This is a genomic window from Pseudomonas sp. E1BtOHC1 (genome assembly GCF_058744285.1).
On sequence record NZ_CP196023.1, the window covers coordinates 1,100,591 to 1,122,102 of the forward strand.

The 21,512-nt window shown below is 62.6% G+C and carries 19 protein-coding genes; 8 read left to right on the forward strand and 11 right to left on the reverse strand.

Annotated features, from left to right (window positions below):
* Positions 1-99: 99 nt before the first annotated feature.
* From gshA to ACSSVC_RS05130, 3 genes are all read right to left on the reverse strand, one after another.
* On the reverse strand, positions 100-1,683 hold the full coding sequence (gshA, locus tag ACSSVC_RS05120; RefSeq protein ID WP_346634121.1) for a glutamate--cysteine ligase: 1,584 nt from the start codon (positions 1,681-1,683) through the stop codon (positions 100-102).
* Positions 1,684-1,899: 216 nt separating this feature from the next.
* Positions 1,900-2,283, reverse strand: a complete 384-nt coding sequence (locus ACSSVC_RS05125) for a PaaI family thioesterase (RefSeq protein ID WP_011058654.1) — start codon at positions 2,281-2,283, stop codon at positions 1,900-1,902.
* Positions 2,283-4,607: a Tex family protein gene (locus ACSSVC_RS05130; RefSeq protein ID WP_492612047.1), complete on the reverse strand. Its 2,325-nt coding sequence runs from the start codon at positions 4,605-4,607 to the stop codon at positions 2,283-2,285. The genes ACSSVC_RS05125 and ACSSVC_RS05130 overlap by 1 nt, the downstream gene beginning before the upstream one ends.
* A gap of 360 nt (positions 4,608-4,967) precedes the next feature.
* On the opposite strand from ACSSVC_RS05130, the gene ompR reads away from it, so the two are divergent.
* On the forward strand, positions 4,968-5,708 hold the full coding sequence (gene ompR / locus ACSSVC_RS05135; protein ID WP_016966992.1) for an osmolarity response regulator transcription factor OmpR: 741 nt from the start codon (positions 4,968-4,970) through the stop codon (positions 5,706-5,708).
* A 105-nt stretch (positions 5,709-5,813) separates the two neighbouring features.
* Entirely contained in the window at positions 5,814-7,127 is a 1,314-nt protein-coding gene (locus ACSSVC_RS05140) for an ATP-binding protein (RefSeq protein WP_123724213.1), read from the forward strand.
* A 75-nt stretch (positions 7,128-7,202) separates the two neighbouring features.
* Here the strand turns inward: ACSSVC_RS05140 and rimK are convergent, their stop codons facing one another.
* From rimK to rimA, 3 genes are read right to left on the reverse strand one after another with little or no spacing between them, the layout of a single operon-like run.
* Complete coding sequence (rimK, locus tag ACSSVC_RS05145) at positions 7,203-8,108, reverse strand: 30S ribosomal protein S6--L-glutamate ligase (RefSeq protein WP_007931744.1); 906 nt, start codon at positions 8,106-8,108, stop codon at positions 7,203-7,205.
* Positions 8,105-8,587: a retropepsin-like aspartic endopeptidase RimB gene (rimB, locus tag ACSSVC_RS05150; RefSeq protein ID WP_007931742.1), complete on the reverse strand. Its 483-nt coding sequence runs from the start codon at positions 8,585-8,587 to the stop codon at positions 8,105-8,107. Before rimB ends, rimK begins: the two co-directional genes overlap by 4 nt.
* A 17-nt stretch (positions 8,588-8,604) precedes the next feature.
* Positions 8,605-9,384, reverse strand: coding sequence for a S6 modification regulatory phosphodiesterase RimA (gene rimA, locus ACSSVC_RS05155; RefSeq protein WP_346634123.1), 780 nt, complete (start codon positions 9,382-9,384; stop codon positions 8,605-8,607).
* A 115-nt stretch (positions 9,385-9,499) separates the two neighbouring features.
* Here rimA and ACSSVC_RS05160 point away from each other — a divergent pair, with 115 nt between their 5' ends.
* A complete protein-coding gene (locus ACSSVC_RS05160; RefSeq protein ID WP_016966989.1) occupies positions 9,500-9,904 on the forward strand; it encodes an RNA-binding S4 domain-containing protein in 405 nt (134 codons plus the stop codon).
* A 76-nt stretch (positions 9,905-9,980) separates the two neighbouring features.
* On the opposite strand, the gene ACSSVC_RS05165 is transcribed toward ACSSVC_RS05160, so the two are convergent.
* Positions 9,981-10,793: a phosphatase PAP2 family protein gene (locus ACSSVC_RS05165; RefSeq protein WP_346634124.1), complete on the reverse strand. Its 813-nt coding sequence runs from the start codon at positions 10,791-10,793 to the stop codon at positions 9,981-9,983.
* A 99-nt stretch (positions 10,794-10,892) separates the two neighbouring features.
* Here ACSSVC_RS05165 and hslO point away from each other — a divergent pair, with 99 nt between their 5' ends.
* Complete coding sequence (gene hslO / locus ACSSVC_RS05170; protein WP_346634125.1) at positions 10,893-11,795, forward strand: Hsp33 family molecular chaperone HslO; 903 nt, start codon at positions 10,893-10,895, stop codon at positions 11,793-11,795.
* 179 nt (positions 11,796-11,974) lie between these two features.
* Positions 11,975-13,516 (forward strand): phosphoenolpyruvate carboxykinase, encoded by a 1,542-nt coding sequence (locus ACSSVC_RS05175; protein ID WP_446439567.1) that lies wholly within the window; start codon positions 11,975-11,977, stop codon positions 13,514-13,516.
* Positions 13,517-13,578: 62 nt separating this feature from the next.
* Here the strand turns inward: ACSSVC_RS05175 and ACSSVC_RS05180 are convergent, their stop codons facing one another.
* The 4 genes from ACSSVC_RS05180 to ACSSVC_RS05195 form a co-directional block, all read right to left on the reverse strand.
* Positions 13,579-14,433, reverse strand: a complete 855-nt coding sequence (locus tag ACSSVC_RS05180) for an EamA family transporter (protein ID WP_492612553.1) — start codon at positions 14,431-14,433, stop codon at positions 13,579-13,581.
* 62 nt (positions 14,434-14,495) lie between these two features.
* A complete protein-coding gene (locus ACSSVC_RS05185; protein ID WP_492612048.1) occupies positions 14,496-15,767 on the reverse strand; it encodes a type II toxin-antitoxin system HipA family toxin in 1,272 nt (423 codons plus the stop codon).
* Positions 15,764-16,258, reverse strand: coding sequence for a helix-turn-helix domain-containing protein (locus tag ACSSVC_RS05190; RefSeq protein WP_404938049.1), 495 nt, complete (start codon positions 16,256-16,258; stop codon positions 15,764-15,766). The genes ACSSVC_RS05185 and ACSSVC_RS05190 overlap by 4 nt, the downstream gene beginning before the upstream one ends.
* Before the next feature lie 135 nt (positions 16,259-16,393).
* Positions 16,394-16,747, reverse strand: a complete 354-nt coding sequence (locus tag ACSSVC_RS05195) for a DUF1493 family protein (protein WP_404938050.1) — start codon at positions 16,745-16,747, stop codon at positions 16,394-16,396.
* 233 nt (positions 16,748-16,980) lie between these two features.
* Between ACSSVC_RS05195 and ACSSVC_RS05200 the strand changes: the two genes are divergently transcribed.
* From ACSSVC_RS05200 to ACSSVC_RS05210, 3 genes are all read left to right on the forward strand, one after another.
* Positions 16,981-18,153 carry a tetratricopeptide repeat protein gene (locus ACSSVC_RS05200; protein ID WP_404938051.1) on the forward strand — a complete coding sequence of 391 codons (1,173 nt, stop codon included), beginning with the start codon at positions 16,981-16,983 and terminating at the stop codon, positions 18,151-18,153.
* A gap of 67 nt (positions 18,154-18,220) precedes the next feature.
* Complete coding sequence (locus ACSSVC_RS05205; protein WP_346634130.1) at positions 18,221-19,351, forward strand: polysaccharide deacetylase family protein; 1,131 nt, start codon at positions 18,221-18,223, stop codon at positions 19,349-19,351.
* Positions 19,352-19,471: 120 nt separating this feature from the next.
* A complete protein-coding gene (locus ACSSVC_RS05210; protein WP_492612049.1) occupies positions 19,472-21,406 on the forward strand; it encodes a RecQ family ATP-dependent DNA helicase in 1,935 nt (644 codons plus the stop codon).
* Positions 21,407-21,512 lie beyond the last annotated feature (106 nt).

Below are 21,512 nucleotides of genomic sequence, written 5' to 3' on the forward strand. Positions count from 1 at the left end.
CAGAAATAAATAACTTATTTGCATTAGCTTATGAGGGGAAATTCGTGGGCCTGGCCCGCAGGCTATTGTGGCGAGGGAGCAAGCTCCCTCGCCACGGATCTAGTTGCTGATGGCCAGGATGCTGGCCTGGTAGGCGCCGACGAACACGTCGAAATCACCCACTTCGTTTTGCTCAAGCTCGGTTTGCTGTTCCAGGGATTTGCGCGCCGCGTCTTCGAAGGCGGCTTGTTCTTCCTTGGCCAGGGGCTGGCTGCGGAAGTACTCGGCATGCACCTGACTCTGGCGCAGGGAGAACTGGCTGAAGCTTTCCTTGTGTTCGCTCATGGCCGCCAGCACCTGGGCCGAAGGCGTCAGGGACGAGTCCTTGACCTTGGCCAGTTGGGCGTCCAGCGCCTTGCTGTGCACGTCGCTGCCGTGGCTCTGGTCGAGTAGGGCGGCCAACGGCGCGATCTGCTCCAGCAGTTCGGCGGCCCATTCTTTCATTTCCACCGGCTGGCCCCGGCGTTGCAGTTGCAGGCCCGGGCGGCGGCCTTCCTTGACCACGGCGAGGAAGTTCGAGGTGGCGTTGCCGCACTCGTTGTTCTCGAACAGCGGGCTGTCGTTCAAGGCGCAGTACAGCAGGAAGGCGTCGAGGAAACGGGCTTCCTGGACATCGATGCCCAGGGGCAGGAAGGGGTTGATGTCCAGGCAACGGACTTCGACGTACTGGATGCCCCGGGCCATCAGCGCCTGGATCGGCCGTTCGCCGGTGTAGGTCACGCGTTTGGGGCGGATGTTGGAGTAGTACTCGTTTTCGATCTGCAGGATGTTGGTGTTGAGCTGAACCCACTCGCCATCCTTGTGGGTGCCGACCTCCACGTAAGGCGCGTAAGGCGTGGCCACGGCCTTGCGCAGGCTGTCGGTGTAGCTGTTCAGATCGTTGTAGCAAGGGGTCAGGCCGGCCTGGGCCTGGCTCTGGTAGCCCAGGTCGCTCATGCGCAGGCTGGTGGCGTAGGGCAGGTACAGGGTTTCGGCGTCCAACTGTTCCAGCTGGTGCGAACGGCCGCGCAGGAAGCCCGCGTCCAGGGCCGGCGAGGCACCGAACAGGTACATCAAGAGCCAGCTGTAGCGACGGAAATTGCGGATCAACGCGATATAGGCCGAGGACTGGTAGTCACGGTCGCTGCCGACAAAGCCTTCCGCGTCCTTGAGCAGCGGCCACAGCTGTTCCGGCAGGGAGAAGTTGTAGTGGATGCCGGCAATGCACTGCATGGTCTTGCCGTAGCGCAGGGCCAGGCCCTTGCGGTACACGTACTTGAGCTGACCGATGTTGGAGGTGCCGTAATAGGCGATCGGGATGTCTTCCTCGGCCGGCAATGGGCACGGCATCGATGGACTCCACAGGTACTCGTTGCCGAGCTTGCTGTAGGCGAAGCGATGAATCTTGTCGAGGCTGGCCAGGGTGTCCGCCGGGTCCGCGAGGGCCGGTGTGATGAATTCCAGCAGCGACTCGGAGTAGTCGGTGGTGATCTGTTCGTTGGTCAGCGCGGAACCCAGTTCTTCCGGGTGCGGGGTCTGTGCCAGGCGGCCTTCGCCGGTGACACGCAGGCATTCACGTTCGATACCGTGCAGGCACTGCTCGAGCAGGGAGAGGTTAGCGCGCTCGCCGAGCAGAGCCAGGCGGCGGTTGAGAAGTTCGCTCAAGTTGGATTCCTTCACGCGTCAGTCGCCCCAATATGGGGGTGGGCAGGACGGTCTACAAGGGTGAAGTTAAAACTGGCGTTTTCGCCTTGTTTTTGAGTCAAGCCGACTCGCCTGGAAACGCCAACACTCCATCCTTGAATCTGGCTTCAGCGCGGGCAAGAAAACCCCGACGCCGCTTTCGCAGCGCCGAAATTAACCCAATTTGAGGGCAGGCAGCTATAGGACCGCGAAGGTGCCTTGTGCTTTTGCGACCAGTTTGTCGCCCTGGATCACATCCGCTTCCACCACCAGGGTGCGGCGGCCGGGGTGGATCACCTTGGCCCGGCACAGCACCTCGCCCTCGGCCACGGCGCGGATGTAGTTGATCTTGCACTCGATGGTGGCGCTCTGCTGGTCAAAGCCGTGGGTGCTGGAACAGGCCAGCCCCATGGCAATGTCCACCAGGCTGAAGATCGCCCCGCCGTGGAGCTTCTGCCCGCGATTGCGCAACTGCGGGGTCAGCTCCAGAGCGACGTCCGCCTCGCCTGTTTCCAAGCGTTGCAGACGGCAACCGAGCAATTGGCTGAAGGCGCTTTCGGTCAGACCGGCGGGGATCTGCATCAGCGTTTCTTCAACTGCTTGGCGTTGGCGAACAGCGAGGCCATGGCGTTGTTGCTTGGAGCGGCAGCGGTGGTTTCCTTGCGTGGCGCATTGCCCTGGGAGGAGCGGGGCGCCGAGCCTGGACGAGAACCGCGGGCACCGTCGATCTTCTCGCCCGGGGTGTCGCTCATGCGCATCGACAGGCCCACGCGTTTACGCGGGATGTCGACTTCCATGACCTTGACCTTGACCACGTCGCCGGCCTTCACCGCTTCACGCGGGTCCTTGATGAACTTCTCCGACAGCGCCGAGATGTGCACCAGGCCGTCCTGGTGCACGCCGATGTCGACGAAGGCGCCGAAGTTGGTGACGTTGGTCACCACGCCTTCGAGGATCATCCCCAGTTGCAGGTCCTTGAGGTCTTCGACGCCGTCCTGGAACTCGGCAGTCTTGAACTCCGGACGCGGGTCGCGGCCGGGCTTGTCCAGTTCCTGGAGGATGTCGGTGACGGTGGGCAGGCCGAAGGTTTCGTCGGTGAATTTCTTCGGGTCCAGGCGCTTGAGGAAGCCGCTGTCGCCGATCAGCGAGCGAATGTCACGGCCGGTGTCGGCGGCGATGCGCTGCACCAGCGGGTAGGCTTCCGGGTGGACCGCCGAGGCGTCCAGCGGGTTGTCGCCGTTCATGACGCGCAGGAAGCCGGCGGCCTGTTCGAAGGTCTTTTCACCCAGGCGGGCGACCTTTTTCAGCGCGGCGCGGGTCTTGAAGGCACCGTGTTCGTCGCGGTGACTGACGATGTTCTGCGCCAGGGTCGCGTTGAGGCCGGAGATCCGCGCCAGCAGGGCCACGGAAGCGGTGTTGACGTCGACGCCGACGGCGTTCACGCAGTCCTCGACCACGGCGTCCAGGCCGCGGGCCAGTTTCAGCTGCGACACATCGTGCTGGTACTGGCCGACACCGATGGATTTCGGGTCGATCTTCACCAGTTCCGCCAGTGGATCCTGCAGGCGGCGGGCGATGGACACCGCGCCACGGATCGACACGTCCAGGTCCGGGAATTCCTTGGCCGCCAGTTCCGAGGCCGAGTACACCGATGCACCGGCTTCGGAAACCATGACCTTGGTCATTTTCATGGCTGGGTATTTTTTGATCAGCTCGGCGGCCAGCTTGTCGGTCTCGCGGCTGGCGGTGCCGTTGCCGATGGCGATCAGGTCCACCGCGTGCTTGGCGCACAAGGCGGCCAGGGTGGCCAGGGTCTGGTCCCACTTGTTGTGGGGTACGTGCGGGTAGACCGTGGCGTGATCCAGCAGCTTGCCGGTGGCATCCACCACCGCCACCTTGCAGCCGGTGCGCAGGCCCGGATCCAGGCCCAGGGTGGCGCGCGGGCCGGCCGGGGCGGCCAGCAGCAGGTCGTGCAGGTTGTGGGCAAAAACGTTGATCGCCTCGGTTTCCGCGCCGTCGCGCAGCTCGCCCAGCAGGTCGGTTTCCAGGTGGGTGTAGAGCTTGACCTTCCAGGTCCAGCGCACCACTTCACCGAGCCATTTGTCGGCGGGGCGGTTCTGGTTCTGGATACCGAATTGCTGGCCGATCATGCCTTCGCATGGGTGCATGGTGCCCGGCAGCTCGTCACCGACTTTCAGGGCGGAGCTGAGAATGCCTTCGTTGCGGCCACGGAAAATCGCCAGGGCGCGGTGCGACGGCATGCTTTTCAGCGGTTCGTCGTGTTCGAAGTAGTCGCGGAACTTGGCGCCTTCCTCTTCCTTGCCGGCGACCACGCGGGCGCTGAGGGTGGCCTCCTGCTTGAGGAAGTTGCGCAGCTTGTCCAGCAGGCCGGCGTCCTCGGCGAAGCGCTCCATGAGGATGTACTTGGCGCCTTCCAGGGCGGCCTTGACGTCGGCTACGCCTTTCTCGGCGTTGACGAAGCGGGCGGCTTCGGCTTCCGGGGCCAGGCTCGGGTCGTTGAACAGGCCGTCCGCCAGTTCGCCGAGGCCGGCTTCCAGGGCGATCTGGCCCTTGGTGCGGCGCTTCTGCTTATAGGGCAGGTAAAGGTCTTCGAGGCGGGTCTTGGTGTCGGCCAGTTTGATGTCGCGGGCCAATTCCGGGGTCAGTTTGCCTTGTTCCTCGATGCTGGCGAGGATGCTGATCCGCCGTTCGTCGAGTTCTCGCAGGTAGCGCAGGCGCTCTTCCAGATGACGCAGTTGGGTGTCATCGAGGCTGCCGGTAACTTCTTTCCGGTAGCGGGCGATGAAGGGCACGGTGGAGCCTTCATCCAATAGAGCGACGGCCGCTTCGACCTGTTGTGGGCGTACGCCGAGTTCCTCGGCAATGCGGCTGTTGATGCTGTCCATAAAACCACCTGACAAATGTGTGAAAGCAGGCCCGCGGGCACGAAAATAAGGTCCGGCGAGTCTGGTTGAGCGGCCTGGCCCGCGCCGCCACCTGGATCAAAAGGCTGCCTGTTGACCCGTGAAATCGAAAAAATACTGCCGGCCCAGACAAATAAATAAACCGGCCGAAGTCGTACTGATCAGATATTGCCCAACACAAAAGGCGGCGCATTATACCCAGCGTTAGCCGTTGCGGGGTGATCGCCAGCCTCAGGCCGACAGCGGGTTTGCTGGCGATAGAGGAAAAATCTGCTAACAATGCACACGGTGCGTATAACGGCAGCTACGCCATAATGCGCACCGAGATTAGAGGAGCATCCAATGAGCAGCACTGCACAAACTGCTGAAGGCGAAAAAATTCTTATTGTTGACGACGATCCGGGTCTGAGCAGCCTGCTGGAGCGTTTCTTCGTCAGCAAGGGCTACCGTGCCCGTGCTGTACCGAACACCGAGCAAATGGACCGTCTGTTGGGTCGCGAAGTGTTCAATCTGGTGGTTCTCGACCTGATGCTGCCCGGCGAAGACGGCTTGACCGCATGCCGCCGCCTGCGCAGCGCCAACAACCAGATCCCGATCATCATGCTCACCGCCAAGGGCGACGAGCTGAGCCGCATCAAGGGCCTGGAACTGGGCGCCGACGATTACCTGGCCAAGCCGTTCAACCCTGACGAGCTGATGGCTCGGGTCAAGGCCGTGCTGCGTCGCCAGTCGGCTCCGGTGCCGGGTGCGCCGGGCAGCGAAGACGAAAGCGTGACCTTCGGTGACTACGAACTGTCCCTGGCCACTCGCGAGCTCAAGCGTGGCGATGAAGTGCACATGCTTACCACCGGTGAGTTTGCGGTGCTCAAGGCGCTGGTGATGAACGCCCGCCAACCGCTGACCCGGGACAAACTGATGAACCTGGCCCGTGGCCGCGAGTGGGATGCCCTTGAGCGTTCCATCGACGTGCAGATCTCCCGCCTGCGGCGGATGATCGAACCCGATCCTTCCAAGCCGCGCTATATCCAGACCGTCTGGGGCGTGGGTTATGTCTTCGTGCCGGATGGCACCGCGACCAAGTGATAGGTGATTTGTAGGAGCGAACGCCCGGGCCGGCAACGACCCGGGCGTTCGCATTCCGCAACTGTGCGAGCGCGAGTCGCTCCTGCAAAGTGTGTATTGGCTGTTATGAAAACCCCGTTGTGGTTCCCCCAGAGTTTCTTCTCCCGCACCCTGTGGCTGGTGCTGATCGTGGTGCTGTTTTCCAAGGCATTGACCCTGGTTTATCTGTTGATGAACGAGGACGTGCTGGTGGACCGGCAATACAGCCACGGTGTGGCCCTGACCCTGCGCGCCTACTGGGCCGCCGACGAATCCAACCGCGACCAGATCGCCGAGGCCGCAGGGCTGATCAAGGTGGTGGGCAGCGGCGTGCCGGCCGGCGAGCAGCACTGGCCCTACAGTGAGATTTATCAGCGGCAGATGCAGGCTGAACTGGGTGCCGACACCGAAGTGCGCCTGCGCATGCATGCACCTCCGGCACTTTGGGTACGGGCGCCGAGCCTGGGGGATGGCTGGCTCAAGGTGCCGCTGTATCCCCACCCGCTGCGAGGGCAGAAGATCTGGAGCGTGCTGGGCTGGTTCCTGGCCATCGGCCTGCTTTCCACCGCCTCGGCGTGGATCTTCGTCAGCCAGCTCAACCAGCCCCTCAAGCGTCTCGTCTACGCCGCTCGGCAACTGGGCCAGGGGCGCAGTGTGCGCCTGCCCATCAGCGACACACCGAGCGAGATGACCGAGGTCTATCGCGCCTTCAACCAGATGGCCGAAGACGTGGAGCAGGCGGGGCGTGAACGGGAGCTGATGCTGGCCGGGGTATCTCATGACTTGCGCACGCCGCTGACCCGCCTGCGGCTGTCACTGGAATTGATGGGCGCTCACACCGACCTGACCGACGATATGGTCCGGGATATCGAGGACATGGATGCGATCCTCGACCAGTTCCTGGCGTTTATCCGCGACGGTCGCGACGAGTCGGTGGAAGAGGTCGATCTCAGCGATCTGGTGCGCGAAGTGGCAGCGCCCTACAACCAGAATGAAGAGCGGGTGCACCTGCGCCTGGAGCCGATCCAGCCGTTCCCGCTGCGTCGGGTGTCGATGAAGCGTCTGCTCAACAACCTGATCGGCAACGCCTTGAATCACGCGGGCACGGAAGTCGAAGTGGCGGCCTATGTGTCCGGCGACACCAATGCCCCTTACGTGGTGCTGAGCGTGATGGATCGTGGTGCGGGGATCGACCCTTCGGAGCTGGAAGCGATCTTCAACCCCTTCACCCGTGGCGACCGTGCCCGGGGTGGCAAGGGCACCGGCCTGGGGTTGGCCATCGTCAAACGGATTGCCGCCATGCATGGCGGCAATGTGGAGCTGCGCAACCGCCCCGACGGCGGCCTGGAAGCGCGGGTGCGCTTGCCATTGGGGCTGCTGCTGCCCCGTGATGCGGATTGATCAGGGCTTCGCTCCTATAGGCAGCACATCGCCCGTAGGAGCTGGCTTGCCAGCGAAAGGCCGGCAACGCGATCCCTAGCCTTTGCCCTTGGTCCGGGTCATATTCGGCCCGCCATTCTTCTCGATGTGTTCGATGATGATCCCTGCCACGTTCTTGCCGGTGGTGGTCTCGATCCCTTCCAGGCCCGGTGAGGAATTGACTTCCATCACCAGCGGCCCGTGATTGGAGCGCAGGATATCCACCCCCGCCACGCTCAGGCCCATGACCTTGGCCGCCCGTAGCGCGGTCATGCGTTCTTCCGGGGTGATCTTGATCAGGCTGGCGCTGCCGCCACGATGCAGATTGGAGCGGAACTCCCCCGGTTTGGCCTGACGTTTCATTGCCGCAATCACCTTGTCCCCCACCACGAAGCAGCGAATGTCGGCGCCGCCGGCTTCCTTGATGTACTCCTGGACCATGATGTTCTGCTTCAGGCCCATGAAGGCCTCGATCACCGACTCCGCCGCGGTGGCGGTTTCGCACAGCACCACGCCGATACCCTGGGTGCCTTCCAATACCTTGATCACCAGGGGCGCGCCGTTGACCATTTCGATCAGGTCGGGAATGTCGTCCGGCGAGTGGGCAAAGCCGGTCACGGGCAGGCCGATGCCGCGCCGTGACAGCAGCTGCAGCGAACGCAGCTTGTCCCGGGAGCGGGCGATGGCCACCGACTCATTGAGGGGGAACACCCCCATCATTTCGAATTGGCGCAGCACTGCGCAGCCGTAGAACGTCACCGAGGCGCCAATGCGCGGGATCACCGCGTCGAAGCCCTCCAGGGGCTTGCCGCGATAGTGGATCTGCGGCTTGTGGCTGGCGATGTTCATATAGGCGCGCAGGGTGTCGACCACTACCATTTCATGGCCACGCTCGGTGCCGGCCTCGACCAGACGACGAGTGGAATACAGACGCGGGTTACGCGACAGCACAGCGATCTTCATGCAACACCTGTGGCAGAGGTAGTGGATACCGGGAACACCGGTTTGTCTTGTACGTACTTGATGCCCGGATTGACCACCAACTGGCCGTCGATCAGGGCCTTGGAACCCAGCAGCAGGCGATAGCGCATGGCCTTGCGGCAGGCGAGGGTAAATTCCACCCGCCACACGCGATCCCCCAGGGCCAGGGTGGTGCTGATCACATAGCGCACCTGGGCCTGGCCGTTGGAGCTTTTAATGGTTTTCATCGCCACCAGCGGCGCTTCGCAGCGCCGGTGACGCAACTGCACCACACTGCCCAAGTGGGCATTGAAGCGCACCCACTGCTCACCGTCGCGCTCGAAGGGCTCGATCTCGGTGGCATGCAGGCTGGAGGTACTGGCCCCGGTATCGATCTTGGCGCGCAGGCCGGCCACTCCCAGATCAGGAAGCGCCACCCATTCGCGCAGACCGACAACGGTCAAATGGTCAAAAGTCTTCAAATATGGGAAATCCGCAATTAGCTTTTCCAGGCCGCAGCCGGAACCTCGGCCAGGGCTTTGAATGCAGGTTTGGCGAACCAGTAACCCTGCATCAGATAAATTCCACAGTCGCCGAGAAAGTCCCGTTCATCGGCGCTTTCAACGCCTTCGGCAATGACTGTAACCCCCAACTCCGCACACATTGTGACAATCGCGCGGATGATCGCCTGGCGTACGCGATCCTGATGGACATCGCGCACCAGCGCCATGTCGAGCTTGATCAGGTCGGGTTGGAAATCCGCCAGCAGGTTCAGCCCCGAGTACCCCGCGCCGAAGTCATCGATGGCGGTCTTGAAGCCGAATTCGCGGTATTCACGCAGAATATTGGTCAAATGGCGACTGTTATCTACGTGCTGGCTTTCCAGGGTTTCGAAAATCAGCCGGTCCAGGGGAAAGTGCTGGGCGCGGGCGGCTTCCAGGGTGCTGCGGATACACAGTTCCGGCCGGTACACGGCGTTGGGCATGAAGTTGATCGACAGGTGGCTTTGCATCCCCAACTGTGCGGCCGTGGTGATGGCCTGGGTACGGCAAAGCTGGTCGAAACGGTAGCGATTGCTGTCGGTGACCTGATCCAGCACCGTTGCGGCGCCTTCGCCATTGGTCCCGCGCACCAGGGCCTCGTGGGCAAAGACCGACTGGTCCCGCAGATCGACTATGGGTTGGTAGGCGAAGGAAAAATCGAAGCCCAGGGGTTGGCTTTGCTGGCAACCTTCGCAGCGATTGCCGGGCGAGGTCAGGGTAGTGGGGAAGTCAGTCACAGGGACTCCTCGCGTATCAGGGCGCAACCTGGGTTATTTTAGGTGAGCGGCAGGATTTATGAGAGCCCGTAGGCGGGCTGTACAGTTGCGACATTTTTCACCGAGAGGAATTCCAGTGGCGCACAAGCAGGAAGAAGAGGACAAGGTTCGTCTGGATAAATGGCTGTGGGCAGCGCGCTTCTACAAGACTCGTGCCCTGGCCAAGGCGGCCATCGAAAGTGGCAAGGTGCATCACCGTGGCGAGCGCTGCAAACCGGGCAAGGAGCCGCGGGTAGGCGATGAATACCAGATTCGCGCCGGCTTCGACGAACGTACCGTGGTGGTCCAGGCCCTTTCCATTGTCCGTCGTGGCGCTCCCGAGGCGCAGACGCTCTACACGGAAACCGAAGCCAGCATCGCCAAGCGAGAAACCGCGGCGGCCCAGCGCAAGGCTGGTGCCCTGGGGGTCAGCACCGATGGCAAACCGAGCAAGAAACAGCGCCGTGATCTATTCAAATTCCACGGCAGCAGTCACGAATGAAACCGTAGGAGCCGGCTTGCCGGCGAATGGGCCCTTGAGGACGCCTTCGCCAGCCAGCCGCCTCCTGCAGGTCTGATCAGCGCAGCAGGCTGCTGGAACGGACCACGCTCATGCGCGATAGCACGGGCATCCGGGTCATCAGCTTGAACAGCGGGTGCGTCAGGCGCAGCAGGAAGTTCGACATCCGCGCCGCATACGGCGTGTAGTAGCCCCAGCCCAGGGCCAGCACCGCCAGCAGCACGCCGCCGATGTAGTCGTCCTGGCCCCAGTGCGCGCCCGCCACCAGGCGCGGCATCATGAACAGCAGGGTCAGGCCCCAAACGATCAGGAACTGGCCAGCGCTGCGGCTGAAGATCCCCATGAACAGGCCCCAGATCAGCAGCACCGAAGCGTGGTCGCCGGGGAAGCTCTGGCTGGAGCGGTCCTTGAGTTCCCAGGTCTTTTCCCAGCCGGGGAAGTAGTCGCTCATGTGCACGGCGCCTTCGAGCACCATGGACGGGCTGTTGTGTTGCCAGTTCATCAGCGCCACCAGCTTGGAAAACAGTGCGCGAATCACCACCATGAGAATCAGGATCGACAGGAAGCCGAAAAACGCGCGGCGCACGTCCACCGCCTTGAACACCCAGTCACCGCGAATCAGCAGGCTGAGCATGATCAGGCCGACCACGATATCGAAGGGGCGCAGGCTGGCCACGGCCCAGATGTGCAGCCAGGTGGAGTTTGTTGCCAGGGGAGTGTTGAGGTGACGGAACAGCCACTCGTCGAACATCAGGCAGTACATCTGCCCGGTCGGCCACAACCAGAATCCCAGCAGGGCCAAAGGGAGTAAATTGCACAGAACCAGCTTGCCCAGGTTCCACCTTGCTTGGAACAAACCCGGATTGTTCATAAAATATCTCCAATCACCGCAAAAACTGCACCTTCATGGTGCAAAATCGTAATTTTCGGTGCTTGTAACCTTTTTGTCATCATTCAGATACCCAGACCTATGACTGATTTGCCGGATACCGACTTCACTCAACGCTTCATCTTTGATGAGAACGACACCCGCGGCGAGCTGGTGGCGCTGGAGCGCAGTTACGCGGAAGTCCTCGCCAAACACCCCTATCCCGAGCCGGTTGCACAGTTGCTCGGCGAACTGATGGCGGCGGCATCGTTGCTGGTCGGCACCCTGAAATTCGATGGCTTGCTGATTCTCCAGGCCCGCTCCGAAGGCCCGGTGCCGCTGCTGATGATCGAGTGCTCCAGTGAGCGCGAGATCCGTGGCCTGGCCCGTTACGACGCGGCGCAGATCGCCCCCGACGCGACCCTCGCCGACCTGATGCCCAACGGCGTCCTGGCCCTGACCGTGGACCCGACACATGGCCAGCGCTACCAGGGCATTGTCGACCTGGACGGCGCCAGCCTGGCGGAATGCTTCACCAACTACTTCGTCATGTCGCAACAGACCGGTACCCGTTTCTGGCTCTACGCCGACGGCCGCAGTGCCCGTGGCCTGCTCCTGCAACAACTGCCCGCCGACCGCCTGCGCGATCAGGAAGAGCGCGACGCCAGCTGGCAGCATCTCACCGCCCTGGCCAGCACCCTGACCGCCGATGAACTGCTGAGCCTGGACAACGAAACCGTGCTGCACCGCCTGTACCACGAAGAAGCCGTGCGCCTGTTCGACGTGCAACCGCTGCGTTTCCGCTGCAGTTGCTCCCGTGAGCGCTCGGGCAATGCGCTGGTCAGCCTGGGGCTGGAAGATGCTCAGGAGCTGGTGGTGGAGCATGGCGGCAGCATCGAGATCGATTGCCAGTTCTGCAACGAGCGTTATCTGTTTGATGCCGCCGATATCGCGCAATTGTTTGCTGGAGCAGGCGTCGACACACCGTCAGATACTCGTCACTAAAACGGTTCAGCGCAGGTAAATCACCTGGCAAACGCCGGAATTACGCCGTACTGACGGGAGGACCCTACTATTTTTGGGCTTTTCTGGCATAATCCGGCGCACTTTTTTCGCGGTAGTAGTGCGCGAGTTTCTACTACAAAACGTTTGGAGCACTCGGCCAATGGCCGACGGGGAACCTCATGACGCAAGCCAATAACGCCGTGTACACCGATCTGAGTGTGGATGATCTGGTCAAAGAAGCCCTGAACCGCGGTGAGGGCGAACTGGCCGATACCGGCGCTCTGGTGGTTCGCACCGGTCATCGTACCGGCCGTTCGCCAGTGGACCGTTTCATCGTTGAAGAGCCCAGCACCCAGGACGCTATCGCCTGGGGCCCGATCAACCGCAAGTTCCCGGCGGCCAAGTTCGACGCCCTGTGGGACCGCGTTGAAGCCTACCTGGGCGAGCGCGAGCGTTTTGTTTCCCACGTGCATGTAGGTTCCGATCCGGCGCACTACCTGCCAGTGAAAATGACCACCGAGACTGCCTGGCACAACCTGTTCGGTCGTTGCCTGTTCATCAACCCCGAGCAGTACAACGCCGGTGGCAAAGACGAGTGGCAGATCCTCAACGCGCCAAACTTCGTTTGCGAGCCAGAGCGCGATGGCACCAACTCCGACGGCACCGTGATCATCAATTTCGCGGCCAAGAAAGTGCTGATCGCCGGCATGCGCTACGCCGGTGAAATGAAGAAAGCCCTGTTCTCCGTGCAGAACTTCCTGCTGCCAGCTGCTGACGTACTGCCGATGCACTGCGCCGCCAACATGGGCGAAGAGGGCGACGTGACCCTGTTCTTCGGCCTGTCGGGCACCGGCAAGACCACCCTGTCCGCCGACGAAAGCCGTTACCTGATCGGTGACGACGAACACGGCTGGGGCGTGGGCGTGGTGTTCAACATCGAAGGCGGTTGCTATGCCAAGTGCATCGACCTGTCGGAGAAGAACGAGCCGGTGATCTGGAAAGCCATCCAGCACGGCGCGGTCCTGGAAAACGTCGTTCTGGATGCCAACAAAAAGGCCGACTACGCCGACGACAGCCTGACCCAGAACAGCCGCGCCGCTTACCCGCGCGAGCTGATCGAAAAACGCGCACCGAAGAACCTCGGTGGCGAGCCTAACGCCGTGATCTTCCTGACCTGCGACCTGACCGGCGTACTGCCGCCGGTCTCGATCCTCAGCGAAGAACAAGCCGCCTACCACTTCCTGTCCGGCTACACCGCTCTGGTGGGCTCGACTGAAATGGGTTCGGGCTCGGGCATCAAGTCGACCTTCTCCACCTGCTTCGGCGCCCCGTTCTTCCCGCGTCCGGCGGGCGAGTACGCCGAGCTGCTGATCAAGCGCATCCGCGGCTTCGGCTCCAAGGTCTACCTGGTCAACACCGGCTGGACCGGCGGTGGCTACGGCGTGGGCAAACGCTTCAACATCCCCACCACCCGTGGCGTGATTGCAGCGATCCAGAGCGGCGCGCTGATCGGTGCCGAGACCGAGCACCTGGACATCATCAACCTGGACGTGCCGAAAGCCGTACCGGGCGTCGAAACCGGCCTGCTCAACCCACGCAACACCTGGGCTGACAAAGCCGCCTACGACGAAGCCGCCAAGGCCCTGGCCGGCCTGTTCATCGAGAACTTCAAGAAGTTCGACGTGAGCGACGCGATCAAGGCTGCAGGTCCAAAGCTGTAAGCCTCGGCCTGCCATGAAAAAGCCGCCCTTCGGGGCGGCTTTTTTGTGGGCTACAGAAAGGCTCACGTCTTCAGATGCAACACCAACGCCCCCAGCAACACCAGTACCACGCCGGTCACTTGCACCGCCGTCAGCCGCTCCTTGAAGAACACATAGCCCAGTACCGCAGCGATGCCGCCGGAGAGGGTGCTGATCACCGTCACCACCGACACCGAGCCGCTCATGGCGCCCCAGGAAAAGGCGAAGAACGCGCCGAGGTTCATCAGGCTGGTGGAGGCCAGCAGGCCGCAGTTTCTCAGCGGCGGGATCTTCAGCCCGTCCGCGACTTTAAGCACCATCAGCAGCATCACACCGCTGCCCACGGCGTAACCCAGCCAGAGCATGCTGATCGGCCCCAGTTGCGGCAGGGTGTAGCGGCCCTGTAGCCAGAAGCTGGTGCCGTACAGAACGGCCGAGAGCAGGGCGAAGAAGATCGAGCGGCCGGCGGCGGTGCTGTGGGGCAGTTTGCTGTCCGAGTGCAGGCTGGAGAGGATCACGCCGATCACGCATAACAGGATGCACATGAGTTGCAGCAGGCTGATCTGTTCGCCGCTGGCCCAGGACAGCAGGGTGGTGACCACGCCGTAGGAGGTCACCAATGGGGCGACGATGGAGGCTTTGCCCAGGGCGAAGGCCTTGCCCAGGGCCAGGGCGCCGGAGACGGTAAAGGCCGCGGCGAGCACGCCCATCAGCCAGACCTGCGCGGGCGCGGCCATGGCCTTGTAGAGGATGGCGGGAAAGATCGCCAGCAGCAGGCTCATCAGGGTGAACCCCAGGCTCTGGCTGAAGAACACCGCACGTTTCACGCCCACGGCGCGCACGTTGAGCCCCACGAGAAAATCGGTGCCGCCCCAGAGTAGGGCGGCGAGCAAGCCCATCAATACGTCCACTGACTGTCCTTGTCGATTGACGGGTTGGCGGAGCCCAACGGCCGTACTGTTTACTGCTGTGCGAGTCGAAACGCCGGGGCCATGCGTTCTTGTTCACGCCGTGACAGCCCCAGGGCCTGGGCCAGGGTGGGCCATTGGCGAACCACGCTCTGGCAGTGTTCGATGATGCCTTCTGCCTCTGCACGACCGAGGCGGAAATATGCCGCTACTTCCCGTGCCAGTTCAAGGTCCAGCGCATTGTCGGCTTCGCTGATGTTGAGTTTCAGCCCGCTGGCGTGGGCGCAGGGGTTCATGTCGTAGGCCGGTGACAGGCGCCAGCCGCGCCCGGGTTCGAGCATGAAGCCATGGTTGCGCAGGTGGTCGTCGCTGTTGGACACCAGCAGGTTGAAGACCATGCGCGACCACAGCTCACGCAAATCGGCACGGGTTTGCGCACCGTGGGCGATCAGCACTTCGGCCAGTTCCAGGTAGCTGGCGCCAGTGGAGGCGTCGTCGCCGTCGCTGCGATCGGTGAGGGTCATGGCCGAGGCAAAGTGCAGTCGGCCGCCCGCTTCGGTGCGGTCGAAGCGCTTGACCATGAAACAGTGCTGGTCGCTGGCGAAGCGTTGCGCCATTGCCTCGGGAACTCGCAAGCCGCAATGGCTGGCCAGGGCGTTGAGGAGCATCTCCCAGGCGCCGACGTCATGTTCGTCGCGGACGCTGGGAAACTTGGCGATCCACAGGTGGCCCTTGTCGTCGGCGACGCTGGCTTTGGGGCGGGCGCCGCCCAGTGATCCCCCCGGGGCGATCAGCATGCGCAACCATTGGCCGCCGTCGGCGGCGCTGTTGTGCGGATCGTTTTCCAGGGCGCGGCTGGCCTGTTCCAGGGCCCGCAGTTCGACGAAGGGCGGCGCCGCGAGGCCGTCGCGATCATCCAGGAACGGGCCTTGGTCATCGAGGCGGTAGCGCAGGGCGCCGACGCGATACAGATCATGCACCCCCAGCAGCAGGTCGGCGTCCTGCAGGCGGGTGCCGGCGGGCGCCAGGCCTTCGCGAATGTCCCGTTCCAGCCGGCGTTGCATCAGTAGATGGCCCCAGCGATCGGGGCTTGAGTCGGCAAACACGCCAAAGCGGTTTTGCTGCTGGCCGCTGAATTGCCGGCCGGTGAATCGCCCGATGCGCGGGTCCAGGGCAATGCTGGTCAGCTCGGGATCGAGCAGTGCGGCGGGGTCATATTCGAACTCGAAGACGCTGGCAGCGCGGACTGTCCCGAAATGCAGCCAGCCCAGGCGCCTTGGCCCGCCCAAAGACTCCCAATCGGCATATACAGCGATCAGGGTCATGGCTCATCGATCCTGGGTGTGCGCTTTTTCGCGGGCTTCAGGAGGCTGCTCAGCGACTGGGTATTGATCGGAAAGTCCGCCGAGGGCGGCGCTGGGGGGATCGGCTCGGCCGCGGCTTCATGCAGGGTCAGGCCGGCAGCAGGCGCCTTGGTCGAACGCAGGCTGGGGGCGCGGCTTGCTTTGCCTGGTGCGTTGCTGTCTCCCGGCAAGAGCCGGGCATCTTGCAACTGGCGGCCCAGCTCATCGCGGGCTGCCAGTTGCTCCAGGTCCTTTTCCAGCCCCAGCACCTGCATCACCGACAGGTAGGCACCCATGGTCACGCCGGACCCGCCCGATTCCAGGGAACGCAATGTGGTCAGTGACATGCCCGCGCGTTCGGCCACTTGCTTGGCGGTCAGCTTGCGCCGCAGTCGAGCCAGTTTCAGGCGTTCGCCAAAGGCATCGAGCAGCTTGCTTGTGGCCGGCAGGAGTGGGGCGGTTTTCTTAGCCATGTGCCATTATTCCTGTGTTTTTTAACTAAAACTGCCAGAATATTAGCACTTAATTTTGGGTGCGCCAGTTCGTTACTGAGCGAGTCAGGCCGCTGCTGCGGATGTTTTTCGAGGGCGGATTTGACCCTGCCGGGGTTAGAGCGCTTCCAGCACCTGGGTGTCCCAGCGCTGTTGCCTGATCGCCTGGTACAGCATGCCGATGGTCAGCGGCACCTTGTCGCCCCGGCCCTTGGCCCGGCGTTTCTGAAACGGGTCGAAGCCTTCGGGCTGGAAGTAGCGATAGCTGTCGAAGTCGACAAAGTCGATACCGAACTGCTCTTCCAGGGCGTGCAGCAAATGCCGGGCATCGGCGCCGTCGCAGCCCAGGTCGAGATTGATGGCGGTGCTCAGGCGCAGGGTCTTGCGCTCAGGCAGGCCGATTTCTTCATGCAGCAACTGCATCAGTTGGCGCATGGTGGCGTCGTCGGGAAAGCCAGGGGCCAGTTGCATGATCGGAGTTCACTTGCGGCGTTTGAGAAGGTGGAGTGTACGGCGATTCTCCGGCTGAGTTGCAAGTCACCAAGTGGTTGCGCCAGCGGGCCATTTCGAGAGCTTGGCACTGTTTTTTTGCCCGGTATTTCCCTGGTTGGACCGAGCATTGGCGGGCAAAACTGTGTATGGTTCGCCGCTGGCTGGTGGGCCGGGGCAGAGGCCCGGTCACCCTTATCTACAGGGATTTTGTTATGGCTTTTTTTCGCCTCGCGGCGCTGTTGTGGCTAGGGATGCTGGCGAGCTCGGTACAGGCTCAGGCGCTGTCGATCCAGGTGCTGGATGCGCTGGCCAAGGGCGCGCCGCTGGCCGATGCCCAGGTGCAGGTGCAACAGGGCGCGACTCAGGTTTCAGGAAGCACCGATGCCCAGGGCCGGGTAACCCTGACGGCCCAGGTAACCGATTCGCCGGCCAGTGAGTTGCTGATCCGTAAAGCCGGCTACGCCGACCTGCGGGTCAAGTGCCCGTGCCAGGGCTTGAATTACGCCCTGAGTCCGGTGCTGGACAACCCCGAAAGCCTGCGCGTGGTGGTGAGTTGGAGTGCGCCGGGTGAAGACCTCGATGCTCATCTGAGTTATCCCCACAAGCTGTTGTACTTCGCCACCGGCAAGGGGCCGGGAGCCCGTCTGGAGGCAGACAGCAGCGACAGCAGCCGCCCGGAAACCATCACCATCGATGAGCGTGTGCCGGGCGACGCCTACGTCTTTGCCGTGCACGACTTCACCAACAGCACCAACTACGAAGCGTTGCGCCTGGGCCGCAGCCAAGCGCGGGTCTTTGTCTATAAAGGCGCTGCGCTGATCCGCAGCTACCGCGTGCCGCAGAACCGCAAGGGCAATCTGTGGGTGGTGTTTCGCCTGACTGCCGATGGCCGCCTGCAGGATATCGATCGGCTGCTGCTAGGCAGCGAGGAGCCGGAGTCGGTCATGAGCGCGCTCGACCCGCTGCTGGAAAATGCCAAGTCCATCGATGAAGTGGTGGGCAAGGACTTCGGGCCGGTGGATGCCAAGAGCCTCAACCTCAAAGGCGAGGAGTCCTACCGCAAGGGCGATTTCGGCGGGGCGCGGATCTTCTACAGCGAAGCCATCGAGCTCGACCCGGGCTTTGCCCAGGCCTACAGCAACCTGGCCCTGGCCAATCGCAAGAACAGCCGTCCGGATGAGGCCCTTGCCGCTGATCGCAAGGCCATCGCCCTGGCCAGCGGCCCGGCCGCATCGACCATTCGCGCCAGTGCCTACTACGACATGGCGCGCATCTACGAGGACGCCGGGCAGTTGGCCACGGCGCTTGAACACTACCAAAAAGCCCGGGAGCAGAAGGCCAACCCGGTGTACGACAAGGCCATAGAGCGGCTGCAAAACCGCTGATCACACAGGCAGAAGTTATCTCCACAACGCGCCGGCAGTGGCGCGTTGTGCATTTATGGAGGTTGGTATGCGATTTCGTGTTTTCCCCTGGTTGCTGGCGCTGTGCCTGTCCGGCGGCGTGGCCCAGGCGGCCGGGCCGCAGGTGTTCGCCACCATCGACCGCAGTGGCTGGCCGAATGCCCTGACCAGCGCCGCGGAATTCGACACTGCCTCACGGGGTGAGATTCTGATGTTTGGCAAGGCGCTGCTGGCCAGCGAAGCCTTGGACGAACAGGCCTTGAAGCAGCGGCTCGGAGTCAGGCAGCTGGATCTGAAGTCAGTGAATCAGGTGCGTCAGCGCTTCTGGGAGTTGTTGCTGAACAACTACCGCCTGGCCAGCCAGGACTGCGAAGGTGCACCGTTCTGCCTGCCGGTGCGCAACCTCGGCGAGCTGCGGCAGTTGGTGGTCAGTTTCACCGGTGGCAGCAAGGCCACTTATGGCAGCTGGGCCGAGGCCAGTGCGCTGTTTCATCTTCAGTACCTGAATGAGCAGTTGCGCTTGGCGGCGCTGTTCCCGAGCGTCAGCAGCGAGATCCAGCGCATGGACCCGGCAGAGCGGCTGGGCGATGAACTGGCTGACCGTCAGTTCCTGCTGACCTTCGACGACGGCCCGAGCATGTACGACGGGCGTACAGACCAACTGATCGATGTGCTGCGTGCCCAGGATCTGCATGGCCTGTTCTTTGTCCTGGGAGACTCTTTTCAGGCGCGTCTGAGCCATTCATCGGCTGTGCAGATGCGCGAGTTGTACGACGGTCAGTGCGTTGGCGTACATGGCTGGGAGCACAAATCCCACTCCTCATGGCGCGAGTGGCAGAACTCGGTGATCCACAGCGCCAACCTGGTCAATCGCACCCTGACGGATGAATACCAGCCCTTGTTTCGTCCGCCCTACGGGCAACGACGCAGCGACAGCGCCGCGTTCTTCAAGGCCCAGGGGCTGCAACTGATGTTGTGGAACATCGACTCCCAGGACTGGAGCAAGAAGGTCAGTGCGCCGGCTGCCGTCCAGCGGGTGCAGACCCTGATGCTGCTCTGGCGGCGTGGCATCATCCTGTTCCATGACACCCACGCCAAGGCGCCCCAGGCGGTGCCGGCACTGCTCGAGGCCAATCGGCACAATGGCGTGCAATGGCTGGACTGCCGAAGCTTGCGTTAGGTCCTGTCGTCCCCTTCGCCCGGTATCATCCGGTATCTGTTTTTCCACGACCTTTTCTCGAACCGCCGACCTGTGCCGCTAGTCTTCAAGGACAGGTCAGCGGTCAAAGGAGTGACCCTTATGCACAGCACCCTCGAACAGGTCTTCGGTTATCCACAGTTTCGTCCGGGCCAGGAGGCCGCGATCAGCGCGGTGTTGGCCGGGCGCTCGGCGGCGGCGATCTTTCCCACTGGCTCCGGCAAGTCCCTGTGCTACCAGTTGCCGGCCTTGCTGCTGCCGCATCTGACCCTGGTGGTCTCGCCGCTGCTGGCGTTGATGCAGGATCAGTTGGCCTTTCTCCAGCGCCACGGCATCGCTGCCGCCAGCATCGATTCGGCACAGAGCCGCGATGACGCCAATGACGTCATGGCTCGGGCCCGCTCCGGTGAACTGAAGATCCTGATGATCTCGGTGGAACGTTTGAAGAACGAGCGCTTCCGCAACTTTTTGCAGCAGGTGCCGATTTCCCTGCTGGTGGTGGACGAGGCCCACTGCATCTCCGAATGGGGCCACAACTTCCGTCCCGACTACCTGAAGCTGCCGGACTACCAGCGCCAGTTCAACATTCCCCAGGCCCTGCTGCTGACGGCCACGGCGACGCCTAAGGTGATCGCCGACATGCAGGCCAAGTTCGCCATCGACGTGGCCGACGTGGTGACCACCGGCTTCTATCGGCCCAACCTCAACCTGCTGGTGGAACCGGTGCGCGGCGCCGACAAGCGCCAGCGCCTGGTGCAGTGGATGGGCGAGCGGGCCGGGCAGCCAAGCATTGTCTACGTGACCCTGCAAAAGACCGCCGAGCAGATCGCCGAGCACTTGAGTCGCCAGGGCATCGCCGCCGAGGCCTACCACGCGGGGTTGCCCCATGAGCAGCGCGAGTCGATCCAGCGGCGGTTCATGGAGGGGCGCAGCAACTGCATCGTCGCCACCATCGCCTTCGGCATGGGCATCGACAAGAGCGACATCCGTAACGTGGTGCACTTCGATCTGCCCAAGTCCATCGAGAACTACAGCCAGGAGATTGGCCGTGCCGGGCGCGACGGCCAGCCATCGGATTGCCTGGTGCTGGCCAACCGCGACAGCCTCAACGTGCTGGAGAATTTCGTCTACGGCGACACTCCTGAGTTGAGCGGCATTCGCTGTGTGCTGGATGAATTGCAGGCGTCGGTGCCGGAAGGACAATGGGAGTTTCTGCTCGGGCCTCTGGCGGACCAGAGCAACATCCGCCAGTTGCCACTCAAGACCCTGCTGGTGCAGTTGGAGTTGCGGGGCCTGATCGCCCCACGCTATGCCTACTTCGCTGAGTACCGCTTCAAGTTCCTGCTGGAGCCTGAGGCCTTGCTGGCGCGTTTCGAAGGCGAGCGCCGGGACTTCGTCCAGGCCGTCATCAACACCTCCAGCCGGGCCCGGACCTGGGCCACGGTGAATTTCGACGCGCTCTACGAGCAGTACCAGGCGCCGCGCAACCGGGTGGTCAAGGCCCTGGATTATTTCCAGGAGAAGGGTTGGGTGGAGCTGGAAAGTAAGCAGATGACCGAGGTCTACAGCCTGCTGCAAACCGACTTCGATGCCGGTGCCTTGAGCACAGACTTGCACGCTTACTTCACCCGGCATGAGGGCAGTGAGATTGCGCGGATTCACGCCATGCTCGACCTGTTTGCCACCGAGCAGTGTCTGGGGCATCGCCTGGCGCAGTATTTCGGTGATGATCAGGCGCCCCAGCGTTGTGGGCATTGTTCGGTCTGTCATGGCCAGGTACCACGACTGCCGGAACCACCCGTATTGCCCGCGCTTGTGGATAAAAACTTCAACGGGCTGTGCGGCGACTTTATCCACAGGCATCAGCAGCACACCGGCGATGTGCCGGGAGCGGAGCGGCTGACGCGCTTTCTCTGCGGCATCAGCGTGCCCTTGTTCACCAAACTCAAGGCGCGCAGTATCCCGGGGTTCGCGGCACTGGAGGACTATCCATACGCTGCCGTGCGTGAGTGGTGCGAGGCTCATCTGGCCGCCTGACAAGCCACCGGCGCAAGGGGCTCAAAAGGGTTTGCCCAGGCTTGGGTGTCTGCGGTGAAATGCCGGGCGATCAACCGATCGCCCGGCCTTCAATCCATGGGAGAGA